The 12,638-nt window shown below is 70.4% G+C and carries 13 protein-coding genes; 6 read left to right on the top strand and 7 right to left on the bottom strand.

The genetic code is table 11. The annotated features are described in order from the left end of the window. A partial coding sequence (locus tag VKV26_04825) for a CoA transferase (GenBank protein HLZ69216.1) occupies nt 1–446 on the top strand: 446 nt, incomplete at its 5' end. A 97-nt stretch (nt 447–543) separates the two neighbouring features. Here the strand turns inward: VKV26_04825 and VKV26_04830 are convergent. The 3 genes from VKV26_04830 to VKV26_04840 all read right to left on the bottom strand — a co-directional run bounded on the left by VKV26_04830 (nt 544) and on the right by VKV26_04840 (nt 3,382). Continuing rightward, nucleotides 544–1,350 carry an MBL fold metallo-hydrolase gene (locus VKV26_04830; GenBank protein ID HLZ69217.1) on the bottom strand — a complete coding sequence of 269 codons (807 nt, stop codon included), beginning with the start codon at nt 1,348–1,350 and terminating at the stop codon, nt 544–546. 87 nt (nt 1,351–1,437) lie between these two features. Then, nucleotides 1,438–2,340: a fumarylacetoacetate hydrolase family protein gene (locus VKV26_04835; protein ID HLZ69218.1), complete on the bottom strand. Its 903-nt coding sequence runs from the start codon at nt 2,338–2,340 to the stop codon at nt 1,438–1,440. Between the two features lie 19 nt (nt 2,341–2,359). Continuing rightward, the gene (locus VKV26_04840; GenBank protein HLZ69219.1) at nt 2,360–3,382 is read right to left on the bottom strand and encodes an epimerase; all 1,023 of its coding nucleotides are present in this window, start codon (nt 3,380–3,382) and stop codon (nt 2,360–2,362) included. Between the two features lie 196 nt (nt 3,383–3,578). Here VKV26_04840 and VKV26_04845 point away from each other — a divergent pair, with 196 nt between their 5' ends. Then, a complete protein-coding gene (locus VKV26_04845; protein HLZ69220.1) occupies nt 3,579–4,166 on the top strand; it encodes a hypothetical protein in 588 nt (195 codons plus the stop codon). 74 nt (nt 4,167–4,240) lie between these two features. On the opposite strand, the gene VKV26_04850 is transcribed toward VKV26_04845, so the two are convergent. Then, nucleotides 4,241–4,918 carry a hypothetical protein gene (locus VKV26_04850; protein HLZ69221.1) on the bottom strand — a complete coding sequence of 226 codons (678 nt, stop codon included), beginning with the start codon at nt 4,916–4,918 and terminating at the stop codon, nt 4,241–4,243. 169 nt (nt 4,919–5,087) lie between these two features. Continuing rightward, complete coding sequence (locus VKV26_04855; GenBank protein ID HLZ69222.1) at nt 5,088–5,324, bottom strand: hypothetical protein; 237 nt, start codon at nt 5,322–5,324, stop codon at nt 5,088–5,090. Nucleotides 5,325–5,692: 368 nt separating this feature from the next. Between VKV26_04855 and VKV26_04860 the strand changes: the two genes are divergently transcribed. The 3 genes from VKV26_04860 to VKV26_04870 all read left to right on the top strand — a co-directional run bounded on the left by VKV26_04860 (nt 5,693) and on the right by VKV26_04870 (nt 9,005). Continuing rightward, nucleotides 5,693–6,520 carry an XdhC/CoxI family protein gene (locus VKV26_04860; protein ID HLZ69223.1) on the top strand — a complete coding sequence of 276 codons (828 nt, stop codon included), beginning with the start codon at nt 5,693–5,695 and terminating at the stop codon, nt 6,518–6,520. A 262-nt stretch (nt 6,521–6,782) separates the two neighbouring features. Further along, complete coding sequence (locus tag VKV26_04865) at nt 6,783–8,036, top strand: hypothetical protein (GenBank protein HLZ69224.1); 1,254 nt, start codon at nt 6,783–6,785, stop codon at nt 8,034–8,036. A gap of 114 nt (nt 8,037–8,150) precedes the next feature. Then, entirely contained in the window at nt 8,151–9,005 is an 855-nt protein-coding gene (locus tag VKV26_04870) for an alpha/beta hydrolase (GenBank protein ID HLZ69225.1), read from the top strand. A gap of 221 nt (nt 9,006–9,226) precedes the next feature. Here the strand turns inward: VKV26_04870 and VKV26_04875 are convergent, their stop codons facing one another. Beyond that, complete coding sequence (locus VKV26_04875; protein ID HLZ69226.1) at nt 9,227–10,513, bottom strand: CoA transferase; 1,287 nt, start codon at nt 10,511–10,513, stop codon at nt 9,227–9,229. Between the two features lie 42 nt (nt 10,514–10,555). Continuing rightward, entirely contained in the window at nt 10,556–11,827 is a 1,272-nt protein-coding gene (locus tag VKV26_04880; GenBank protein HLZ69227.1) for a CoA transferase, read from the bottom strand. Nucleotides 11,828–12,017: 190 nt separating this feature from the next. On the opposite strand from VKV26_04880, the gene VKV26_04885 reads away from it, so the two are divergent. Continuing rightward, the coding region (locus VKV26_04885; GenBank protein ID HLZ69228.1) for an amidase at nt 12,018–12,638 on the top strand (621 nt) is incomplete at its 3' end.

A 12,638-nucleotide genomic window follows, 5' to 3' on the forward strand; every position in this document is an offset into this window, starting at 1 on the left:
CGACCGAAGCGCAGTGGCAGGCGCTCTGCCGCGCCACGGGCAATGCTGGCTGGCTCGCCGATCCGCGCTTCGCGCCGGTTGCCGCGCGGCAGGCCAACCGCGCGGCGCTGGAAGCGGCGCTCGCCGCCTGGACCGGCGAACACGAGGTGGCGGAGATCGAGCAGTGCTTGCAGGCGGCCGGCGTACCCGTGCATCGGGTGAGCAGCAGCGCGGATCTGCTCGCCGATCCGCAGCTTGCACAGCGCCGCCACCTGCAAGACGCCGAGCACCCGCTGCTGGGGCCGGTGCCGCTGGAGGGCGCCCGCGCGATCTTTTCGCGCACGCCGGCGCGTCCGCCAACCACCGGCCCCACCTACGGCCAGCACACGCAGCAGGTGCTGCGCGATCTGCTCGGCCTCGCGGACGAGGAGATCGTGGAGCTGACCGTGGCCGGCGTGCTGGAATAGCGCGCCCGCGGCGGCGCATCCGGCCAGCCGCGTGGAGGCCTAAGCCGGCGCGAGGGACTGGTTGCGGGCGATCGAATGGTCTGGACCTTTGCCCGGGTTAGCGAGCAGGCAGCGCCGTTTGCGCCAGGCGGGCGGGCTGGTCTTCGACGCCGGGCATGATCCAGGGCACGCGCGGTGCCGGGGCGACCAGCGTCGCGCCCGGCCGCAGCGTCTGGCCGTCGAGCGAGACGCCGCTGACGGCCAGCGCGTAGGGATGCACGTACTCGATGGCGCCGTCTTTGACGCGGAACGGCCGGTCGTGGCCCGGATAGATCACATCGGCCATGCGCAGCATCTTCTCGATGCTGGCCGTCGCCTGCGCGTCGTTCCAGAAGACGAGCGGGTTCTTCTTCAGCAGGGCGACCTCGGCGAAGTGCAGCGCGTCGCCCGAGAGGCAGGCGAGGCCGTCATCAGTCTGCACGGCAAGCGCGATGCTGCCGGGCGAATGGCCGGGCACCTCGACGATCGTCACGCCGGGCGCCAGTTCGTCACCCTCGCGCACCTCGTTGATGCGCACGGTCTCGATCGCGGCGCCGGTCCAGGCAGGCGTGGCCCAGTCGTTCTTGTGCGGGCGGTGGGCGTAGCGGCGCTCGTCGGGGTGGATCAGCAGGTCGGCCTTCTCGAACAGGTCGATGTTCTGCACATGGTCCCAGTGGGCGTGGCTCATGACGACGTGGTCGATCTGGTCCTCGCGCACACCGTGCTGCGCCAGCGCCGCCTGCAAGACCAGCCGGCGGCCGACGTGCGCCGTGTCGAAGAGGATGATCTTGCCGCCGGCGCGCACGAGGTGCACGCTGCAAAAGCCGACGATGCCCTGGTCGCTGCCGAAGCCGAAGCCCTCGAGCAACGTGATCAGCTCCGCCATCCTGCCGCCTCCCTAGCCAGGGTATAGGGTTGGGGTTCAGGGTTTAGGGGAAGGTGTGCCGCGCGTTCTCCGCCGATACCCTACACCCTATACCCCAGACCCTACCGGGTTCCGCAGCACGCCCAGCCCCTCAATCTCGATCTCGACCACGTCGCCGGGCTTGAGGGACTCGTGGCGCGGCAGGCCCACGCCGGCGGGCGTGCCCGTGGCGATCACGTCGCCCGGCGCCACGCCGACGAGGCGCGAGACGTGGCTGATGAGCTGCGCCGTGCTGTAGATCATCTGCGCGGTGCTCGAATCCTGCTTGGTGGCGCCGTTGACGCGCGTGCGCAGTGCCAGCTTCTGCGGATCGGGCACAAACTGCGCCGGCACGATCGCCGGCCCCAGCGGCTTGAAGCCCGCACGCCCCTTCGCCGCCAGCCAGTCGGGCCGGCCGCCGTTGTCACCGCGCCGCGCCTCGGCGCCGCGGATGCTGACGTCGTGCACGATCGTGTAGCCGGCCACGCAGCTCAGCGCGTGCTGCGGCGAGAGATCGCGGGCGGCGCGGCCGATCACCGCCGCCAGCTCGCCTTCCCAGTCGAGGCGCACGACACCGGCCGGCGCGGGGATTGGTTCCTCGGGCCCGATCACGGCGTTCACCGGCACCTGGAAGAGGAAGGCGTCCTCGGTCTCGGGATCGGCCGGCGTGCCGCCCATCTCTTTCATGTGGTCGACGTAGTTGGCAAAGGCGCAGTAGAGGTTGGCCGGCCGCGGCAGCGGCGCGAGCAGCCGCGTCTGGGACAGGGGCCGTGTCTCTGTCTTTCCCGCCGCCGCGCGTTCGGCCAGCTCGGCCAGCAGCGGCAGCGCCGCGTCCCACTGCTCCAGCACGGCCAGCATTGACGTGCCGCCGGGCATCTCGCTCAGCGCCGCGTCCGCGTTGGCCACACGCTCGTTGACCAGCACACCGACTCGCGGGCCGCCCTCGGCCGCGTAGGTGACAAGGCTGAACACTGTCAGTTCCTCCGTCGCGTCATGGCTGACCGCCTGCGTGCCAGCGGGCCAGCAGCTCGGCCTCGCGTTCCGGCCTCATGCCGGCGCGTGGGTTTGCCCGCTCTTCCGCGGGGCGGGCCACGTCCCAGGCCAGCGTCTCGCGCACCGTTTCGGCCAGCGGGCGGAAGCTGAGGCCGGCGGCGATCGCCTTGCGGCAGTCCACCTCCATGAAGCCGGCGAACTGATCGTTCTCCGGCACCCACAGCGGCAGCTCCAGCCACGGGCCGGCGCCCTGTTCCAGCAGCCAGGCGTCGGGAGTCCAGGTAAAGTGTGCCGCATTGCCGGCGACGGCGCGACAGGTTTCGAGCGCGTCGCGCATAGTCAGCGTGTGCGCTGGGCCGGTGGCGTTGAAGACGCCGCTGCCGCCGTCCGCCGCCAGCCGCAGCATCCATTCGGCCAGGTCGCGTGCATCGATGATCTGCACGGGCCGCTGCGGCCGGCCCGGCGCCAGCACCTCGCCGCCGCGCGCCAGCCGCCGCGGCCAGTAGGTGAAGCGATCCGAGCGATCGTCGGCGCCCACGATCAGGCCGGCGCGCACGCCGATCGCACGGCCGGGCAGCGCCGCCTCGACCTCACGCTCGCACAGCGCCTTCAGCGGACCGTAGCTTTCGCCGCCCACCTCTTCCACCGTCTCATCGGCGAGCGTGGCGATCTTCGCCTGCTCGTCGATGCCGGGGCGGCGCTCGTCGTAGACGGAGATGCTGGAGACGAAGACGTAGCGTCCCACCGCCTCGGCCAGCAGCCGCGCCGACTGCCGCACGATGCGCGGTACATAGCCTGAGGTGTCGATCAGCACGTCCCAGCGCCGGCGGGCCAGCGGCGCCAGGCCGCCGTCGCGGTCGCCGTGGAGGTGTTCGACGCGGCCGTCGCCCGCGTAGAGACCGGGGTTGCTCTGGCCGCGGTTGAAGAGTGTGACCTCGTGGCCGCCCGCGAGCGTCGCCTCGACCACGCGCCGCCCCAGAAAGACCGTGCCGCCCAGCACCAGCACCTTCACGATCGCCATCTCTCCATGTGCGGGCAGATAGCAGGCTCGCCCGCCGTCACAGCATAGCGAATGCCGCGCCGCGCGAGCGCGCCGGCGCGGTTGCGCCGCCGTGAACGGCATGCACGAAAATCCGGGCGCAACCCGATGCCCCAAGCGTTGCGTTGTGATATTGTTTCGCCGCATAAACGTAACTGTTGTTTGCCGGGAGCGCACGGTGGGGCATCTGGCCATCTGGTCCTTGCGTGGGGCGCGCACGCTCGCCTTGTTACTTTCGGCGCTGTTCGCCTCCGGCGGCTTCCTGCATGCACACAGCACCGATCTGCCCGGCTCCTTCGACCCCTACATCCATCGCAGCAGCGGCCAGCCCGCCGATCCGGTGAACCTGATCTTCCGCGGCGCGGATGCGGACACGGCGGCGCAACTGGCGCAGCGGGTGCTGGGCTGGCCGGTCGTCGCGGGCAGCCCGATGCAGTTCACGGACCAGGGCCACGACCACCCGACGGCCTGGCAGCTCGGCCACGACCTCGGCCACGGCTCCCGCTACCACCTGCGCATCGAGGCGATCGGCGCGGCGGACGGGCAGTCCTACACGCTTGCGGCCGTGCACCGCGACGATCTCGTGGCCTGCGGTCACGTGGGCCGCGCCTTCGACGAGGTGCGGGACATCGTGGTCCGCGCCTTCGCGGACGCGGGCTACAGCGTGAGCATGGTCTGGCTGGGCAACACCGAGGATGGCCTGCAGTGCGACGGCAGCCGCACCGCGGGCGGCGGTGCAGCCGCGATCATCGACCTCTCACCCTGAACGGCAGCCTGTACGCCGGCCGTGAGCAGAGCCTCGGCCGTCATAAGCGCGGATGGACGGGAAGCTCGCGTGGGCTAAAAGGTGCGGCCGAGCGCCTGGTCCCAGGGCTGCGGCGCCGCGACTTTACCGATCTCGTCTTCCATGTCGCGGCAGTAGAGATAGAGCTGGGCGAAGAACTCGTACTCGGGCAGCGGATAGACCGGGTTGATGCAGAGGAAGTCGTAGTACCAGGGCGAGCGCACACCGGGGTCACAGACGATCTCGACGCGCCGCCCCACCCGCAGCCGGTAGCTGATGCCCGGATACTTGTGCGAGCGCACGTCCAGGTAGCCGTCGCGTTCGAAGCGCCGCCACTGCTCCTCGCCCAGGGTGCGCCGCGCCACCTCGCGCGAGCGCTCGCGCGCGAGGCGATACTCCTCACGGGAGAAGCCGGGGCCGGCGCTGCGCTTGGCCACGCGGTCCCAGCGGAAGTTCCAGGGCCGCTCGAACGGCGCCTCGTTGTCATCGCCGCGCTCGCGGAAGGCACGCACAAAATCGGGCCGGTGCTCCTGGCCGGGCCAGTAGCCGAGACGGCGCGCCTCGTCCGGATCGATGCGGGCGAAGCGTCCGGCCAGCAGGGCACGATAGATCACGGCTGTCTCGCCGTGGTCCGGCCAGCCGCCATCTTCCTCGGGGGGCAGAAACGTATAGTCGCGGCGCGGCGGCGTCACAGTGCGGAGAAACGCGTCGACGACGCGCCGGAAGAACGCCATACCGATCGATCCTGTGCGCCGCTGGATCTTGACCGCGATAGCGACAGGTCACGGACGAGGCGCGACTGGCGTGCCGTCCGCATGCCGAATCCACTCGCGGCGGAAGCGTCCCCAGGGAGCGTGAGACGGTGGTGCGCCCGCCGCGCGCCGCGGCGGGCGCGTTCCTGTGCTAGCCGCCGGCGAGCGGCGCGATCACCTGGTACTCTTCGACCGTGGGATCGAAGGGGCCATCGTCGAGCACGTGCACGCCATCGACGAGCTTCGAGACCCGGCAACCCTGCTCGCGCGCCTCCTGCAGGATGCGCTCGGCTTCCTCAACGGTGCGGCGGGCCTCTTCGGTGTCCGTCACGGTGTCATACTCGACCACCTGGTGCCCATGCCGGTTGGCGACGATAATGCGCGCCATTGTCCACCCCGCTTCCATTCGCGAACGTCGCGCTCCGCGCGATCCCAATCCCCGCCGGCGATGCGCCGGCCCACCGGCGGCCGGCTCCCTCCGGCCCGGTACACCGACTATCCTAGGCACCGATTTCGGACCTGCCAATGACCCCGGCGTTGCAAGTTCGTTCCGCTTGGCAGCACCGGACGAGCGCAGGCGTGCGCTTGCATCGTTCCAGGACCAAAAGAGCTACGTTCGCCGGCCGCCGCGTTCAGGCGCCCCGTTGCCGTAGACTGTGGTCGAACCGCTCGAGCAGTGCCCCGGCCGGCGCGGGTTCTGTGAAGCCGATTGTTGCCATTTGTGCTTGATCGAGCTGTGAGGGAGCCATACGGACCATGCCTTCGCTGATCGCCCAGATCGCCCGCGCCGTGATCGACGCCCTCGACGGCGGTGAGCCGATCGTTACCGCAACCGTGATCCGCGCGCCGGAGGGCGGCACGCCGGCCGTTGCCTCGAAGCTGCTGGTGCGCATGGACGGCTCCATGCTCGGCTCCTTCGCGATCGCGGCGCTCGACGAGGCCGTGCGCGACGCCGCCCTCGCGCAACTTTCCCGTCACGGTACGCGCCTGCTGCGGCTCGATGCCGCGGCGACGCCGCTGGGCGACCGCCATCTCGATTCGACCTGGGAGGTGTTGATCGAGGTGGTCGAGTCGCCGCCGGTGCTGCTGATCGTCGGCGCCGGCCATATCGGCCGCGCTTTGACGAAGGTCGGCGCCCTGTGCGGCTTCACCGTGGCCGTGCTGGACGACCGGCCCGACTACGCCGATCCGGAGAAGCTGCCGGAGGCGACACAGGTGCTCTGTGAGGACTTCGAGGAAGCGCTGGACCGCTTCCCGATCAACCGCAACACCTTCATCGTGCTCGTCTCGCGCGGGCACAAGCAGGACGAACTGAGTCTGCGCAAGGTCGTGGCGCGGCCTTCAGCGTATCTCGGCATGATCGGCAGCAAGCGCCGCACGAGCACCGTCCTGCAGCACCTGGCCGACGAAGGCTTCCCGCGCGAGGCGCTGGACGCGGTGCACACGCCGATCGGCCTCGACATCGGCGCCGAGACGCCGGAGGAGATCGCGATCAGCATCATGGCGGAGATCATCATGGCCCGCCGCGGCGGCAGCGGCAACGTGATGTACTACCGGCGCGGGGCTGCAGCCCGCGCCTCGTGACGGGATGCCGGCCGAGTCTGCTAGAATGGTGGATGGGCGCGGATGTCTCCGCGCCTGCAGAAGACAGGACCGAAGGGGAGTAGCTCGCGGCCGGGCCGATCGCCCGCGCCGTGCGCGGGGGCCACCAGCACGGACGCGCAAGCGCCCTGGCCTTGCGGTCGCCGAGTTCGACGAGCGAGACCTTCGACCGGACGGCGGCGCAGCGCGCTGCTCTTGTCTGGTTGAAGGTCTTTTTGGCGTCCTCTTTCAGAGGAGGATGACCGTGCATCGCTCAACCTGGCTCGGCCGCTGGCGTTGGATGCTGCTGGCGGCCGCGGCGGCGCTGCCCGCGGCCGCCGAGCGCTTCGACCTGATCCACCTGTCGGTAGCCGGCGCCACCGCGCTCTACGGCCTCGCCATCGTCGGCGCGGCCTTCATCTTGACCTGGGCCTGCGAGGCCGCCGAGCGCGACATCTCGGCGGCGCTGGCCGTCGCCTTTCTCGCCCTCGTCGCCGTCCTGCCCGAATACGCCGTGGACATGACCTTCGCCTGGAAGGCGGGCCATCAGCCGGAGTACGCCGCCTACGCCGCGGCCAACATGACCGGCGGCAACCGGCTGCTCGTCGGCCTGGGCTGGGCGGCGGTGGTCTTCTTCTTTTGGCTGAAGACGCGCAAGCCGGTGCTGGAGCTGGCCCGCAGCCACACGCTGGAGTTCAGTTTCCTCGCCGCCGCCACGCTCTACGGCTTCGTGATTCCGTTGAAGGGCAGCCTCGCGCTCTACGATGCGGTGATCCTGATCGGCCTGTTCGCCGTCTATCTCTGGTTCGCGGCGCGGCACGAGAGCGAGGAGGGCGAGCTGCTGGATCCCGCCGCCAGCGTCGGCGCCCTGCCCACGCGGCGGCGCCGCCTGCTGCTGGTCGCGCTCTTCGTCTACGCCGCGGGCGTGATCGCGCTCTCGGCCGAAGAGTTCGCCGCCGGGCTGGTGGAGACGGGCGCGAGCCTGGGCGTCGATCGCTTCCTGCTGGTGCAGTGGATCGCGCCGCTTGCCTCCGAAGCGCCGGAGTTCATCGCCGCGATCCTGCTGACCTGGCGCGGCCGCGCCGGCGCGGGCATGGGGGCGCTGATTTCGTCCAAGGTCAACCAGTGGACGCTGTTAGTCGGCGGCCTGCCCGTGGCCTACGCGCTCTCCAGGGGCGGTCTCTGGCCGCTGCCCCTGGACGCCCGCCAGAACGAGGAGCTGTTCCTGACCGCGGCGCAGTCGCTGTTCGCGCTGGCCGTGCTGCTCAGCCTCTCGATCTCGCTCAAGGAGGCGGCGGCGCTGGCCCTGCTCTTCCTGGCGCAGTTCGCCTTCGAATCGACGACGGCGCGCGTCGTCTTCTCGATCGTGTACGTGGCGCTGGCCTTCGGCGTCTTCTGGCATCAGCGCCACGAGGCGAAGACGATCTGGCGTTGGTGGCGCAGCGAACGGGATAAGGGGGCACACGGCGAGGATCAGGTGCCAGCGCCGAGCGCCGCTCTTTCCGGCGGTGAGGAGTAATCCGCTCCGGACGCCGCGGCCTCGCGTCGCCCCATTCCTCGCTTGCGCCATCGCCTATACTGCGGGTGCCGCGGAGCAGGCATGACCTGCCCGCGAGCCGCACGGAGGCTGAGCATGCCGTACGTCGATCGCCCCGACGGCGCCCGCATCTACTACGAGGTTCGCGGCACGGGTTTTCCTCTGCTGCTGTTCGCGCCCGGAGGGATCAACAGCCAGGTGAGCTTCTGGCAGGTCAGCGCGATCAACCCCTTCGACTACGCCGACGAGTTCCAGGTGATCGGCATGGATCAGCGCAACGCCGAGCACTCGCCCGCGCCGCTGGCGGCGCCGACCTGGGCGATTCATGCCGCCGACCAGCGCGCCGTGCTCGACGCGGTGGGCGCCGAGCGCACGCTGCTGTGGGGAGGCTGCATCGGCGTCGGCTACCTGCTGCGCTTCATCAAGGAGGCACCGCGGCGGGTTGCGGGCGCCGTGGGCCAGGACCCAGTGGGCTACGCGGAGGGCGTGAACAACCGCGCGACGTACTTCGCCATGTTCGAGCCGACGATTGCGCTGGCCAAAAGCGAAGGCATGGCGGCGGTGGTGGCCTCGGCGGTGAAGCAGCCGCTGTTCGTGCGCAACAACGGCGCTGGGCCGTTCGCCTCGCGCCTCGCCGCCGACGCGGCCTTCCGCGAGGAGTTTCAGAAGCAGTCGCCGGCGGAGTATGAGCGCCTGATCCGCGCCTACGACGAGCAGATGTGGGGCGCCGAGCCGCCGTTCATCAGCGTGGACGAGGCGTTCGTCACGTCCTGCCCCGCGCCGCTGCTGATCCTGCCGGGCCACGACGTCTTCCATCCGACGCCGATCTCCGAGCGCATCTGCCGCGAGGCGCCAAAGGCGCACTGCCTGGACGTCGACTGCCGCGATCCGGAGAAGATCGAGGCGACGAAGCGGACGATCCGGCAGTTCCTGCACGAGCATGCGCGGTGAGATTCCGGGCGGCGGGCGGCGGGCCCTCATCCTCACCCCCCTTCCCCCTCTCCTTCGCCCAATGATCCGGATCGCGTGGAACGCGATGTCCAATCAGAAGAAGGAGAGGGGGCGACCCGGCTGGAGAAGTACCGGGAGGGGCGTCGGGTTATCCGGCGCACTGGGATGAAGCGTAACGGCCGGCTTCCCTGGGCGTTTCCCTGCGCCCTACGCCCTCTGCCCTAGACGGCGCCCTGCTCGAAGAGGCCGCGCAGCGCCTCGGGTGAGAGGCCCAGCTCCTGCACGTAGACCTGGTAGGTGTGTTCGCCGAGCAGCGGGGCGCGCGAGGCGATGCGGCCGGGCGAGCCTTCCAGACGGTATGGCAGCCCCGGATAGGTGATTGTGCGGCCCAGCTCCGGGTGCTCGACCTCGACGAAGAAGCCGCGGTCGCGCCAGTGCGGGTCGTCCAGGTTCTCGTCGGGCGAGCGCACCGGCCCCCAGGGCATGTGCAGCGCCTGGCCGCGGCGGTAGACCTCTTCCGCCGGCAGCGCCTGCACGAAGCGGCCGATCACCGCGGCGAGGTGCGCCGCCACGGGGCCGCGATGGTAGGGATTCTCCGCGATGATCCGCTCGTACTGCGGATCGTGCAGGTCTTCGGCCAGGCCGTGCTCATCCATCCAGGCCAGCAGCGGCCGCCAGGCGCGCGCGTTGCGGGGAATGCCGCCGCCGATCATGTTGATGTCGCGGCCGTCGGCGCAGCGGTACTGCCAGCGCGGCGTCACCGTCGCGGCGGCGTGGCGGCCCGTCTGGCGGAGAACCACGCGGCGGAAATACTCCCAGTTGGGGAAGCTGCCTTCGGTCGTGCAGGCGCAGGCCTCGTGGATCGAGACGTCGAGGTACTGGCCGCGGCCGCTCTGCCGGCGTTCGAGCAGGGCGATCATGATGCCCATCGCCGCGTACTCGCCGGCCATGTGCAGGCTGTGCAAGTCCGTGGGGCGGATCGGCGGCGCGCCGGGCAGATCGTCGTAGCCGCAGCTCGCCATCGGCCCGCCCAGCGCCATGCTGGTCAGGTCGGTCATGGCGAAGTCTTTGTACGGCCCCGCCTGGCCGAAGGGCGTGATCGCCGCCCAGACCAGGCGCGGGAAACGTTCCGCCAGGGCCGCATAGCCGCAGCCGAGGGCGTCCAGGGCGCCGGGCGCCTCCGCCTCGATCAGTACATCGGCGGCCGCGAGCAGGCGCTCGAAGAGGGCGCGGCCCTCGGCGTGCTGGAGGTTGAGCGTGACGCCGCGCTTGCTGGTGTTGTCGTACCAGAAGCGCAGGCTGCGGTTGAGGTCGGGCACGTCGCCGGCGAAGGGACCGATGCGCCGCGCCGCGCTGCCGCCCGGCGGCTCGACGGCGATCACCTCGGCGCCCATATCGGCCAGCAGCTTGGCGCAGAAGGCCGAGCGCGGCCCGCTCGCCAGCTCAATCATACGCAGCCCCGTGAGCGGCGGCGCCGCGGCCTCGCGCCCGTCAGCCTGATTCGTCATCGTCGCACTCGCATTGTTCCCTGTATTCTCGTACCTCGTTCGTCACACCGCGGCGGCTTCCAGCGTCAGCTCCAGCAACTCCTCGTCCGCGAGGCCGAGCAGGTCGCAGAGCACGTCGCCGTTGTGGGCGCCGAGCAGGGGCGCGCCTTCGCGCACGCGCCACTGCGAGCGCGACATCTGGAAGGGCACGCCCTCGAAGCGATGGCGGCCCAGCAGCCCGTGTTCCGCCTCGGGGTAGAAGCCGCGCTCGCGCAACTGCGGGTCGCGCTCCACGCGATCGGCGATGTTCTGCACCGCGCCGGCCGGCACGCCGCCCGCCTGCAGGAGCAACATCAAGTCGAAGGGGTCGAACCCCGCCGTCCAGGCGCCGAGGCGCGCGTCCAGCTCGTCCTGGTGCGCCAGCCGCGCCGCATTGCCGGCGAACTCCGGCGCCGCGGCCCAGGCCGGCGAGCCCATCGCCTCCACCAGCGCCGCCCACTGCGCCTCCGTCTCGACCGCGATCGCGATCCAGCGATCGTCGCCACGGCAGCGGTACGTGTTGTGCGGCGCCACGGTCGGATACGTTGCGCGGTTGCCGGGCGGGTTGCCCGCGCGGCGGTAGGGGCGGCCGTTCACGGTGCGGTCGAGCATCGCGGGGCCGGCGAGCACCATGCCGGCCTCGATCTGCGAGCAGTCGACGTACTGTCCCTGCCCGGTCTGCTCTCGCTGCCAGAGGGCGAAGAGCGCGGCCAGCGCGGCGAAGTAGCCAGCGGTATGGTCGAGGTACGAGTAGCCCCAGCCGGCCGACGGCTCGGCAGGCAGGCCGGACATGTAGGTGAGGCCGGAGACGGCCTGCGCCGTCGGCCCCCAGGTGATGTGCTCGCGGTCGCGCCCCTTGTGCCCGAAGCCGGAGACGGAGAGATAGATGATCGCCGGGTTGACGGCGGCCATCGCCGCATACGAGAGCCCTTTGCGCTCCATCACGCCGGCGCTGTAGTTCTCGATCACGATGTCGGAGACGGTGAGCAGCCGCTTGATCGCCGCGAGGCCGCGCGGGTCGTTGATGTTGAGCGTGATCGAGCGTTTGTTGCGGTTGAGGTTGTTGAAGAAGCCGGAAGCGTCCATGCTGCCGGGCGGCGTGTCCGGCGAGATCAGGCCGATGCGGATCGAGTCGATGCGGCCGGCGTACTCGACGCGGATCACGTCGGCGCCGAAGTCGGCGAGGATGCGCGTCGCCTGCGGCCCGGCGACAATCCAGGAGAAATCGACCACGCGCACGCCGTGCAGCGGCAGCGGGCCAGCGGTTTCGGGCGATGGGTAGGGTGCATCCGCCATCCGGGCCTCCTTGAAGACGGGAGAGTAAAAAGGAAAGCGGAAACGCGGGATCGTGGGCGCTATGCCCCTTCGCATCGTTAGCAGCCCGTGCGAACGAGCGCAAGTGCTGCGACGCGCTGCGCCCGCCGCCCACCGGCAGCAGCTCGGCGATGAGCGATCAACCCGGCGCAGTTCAAGAGAGGACGAGACGATGCCCGAATCACCGGCGGCTGCGTTTCGCGTCGAAGAGACCACCATCGCCCAGCTTCACGCCGCCTATCTCGCCGGCAGGACGACGGCACGTGACGTGACGCGCGCCTACCTCGAGCGCATCGCGGCCTACGACAAGCGCGGCCCCTATCTCAACTCGCTGATCCACGTGAACGAGCGTGCGCTGGCTGAGGCCGAGCGCCTCGATACAGCCCTCAGGGACGGCGGGTCGCTGAGCGGGGCGCTGCACGGCATCCCGGTAATCGTCAAGGACAACCTCGATACGGCCGATATGCCGACCAGCTCCGGCGTCGCGCTCTTTAAGGACTTCTTGCCGCCGCGGGACGCGTTCATCGTCGCGCGCCTGCGGGCCGCCGGGGCGATCCTGCTGGCCAAGGCGTCGCTGTCCGAGCTGGCCATGGGCCTGGCCGACAACATCAACTCCGTGCTGCCCGGCTTCACGCGCAATCCCTACAACACCGCCTACGCGAGCGGCGGCTCCAGCGGCGGCACGGGTGTCGCGATCGCGGCCAATTTCGGCGCCGTCGGCATCGGCACGGACACCGGCGGCAGCGTGCGTGCGCCGGCGTCGATCAACAATCTCGCCGGCATCCGCCCGACG

Source organism: Dehalococcoidia bacterium, from assembly GCA_035310145.1.
In the GTDB taxonomy this organism is placed as follows: Bacteria; Chloroflexota; Dehalococcoidia; order CAUJGQ01; family CAUJGQ01; genus CALFMN01.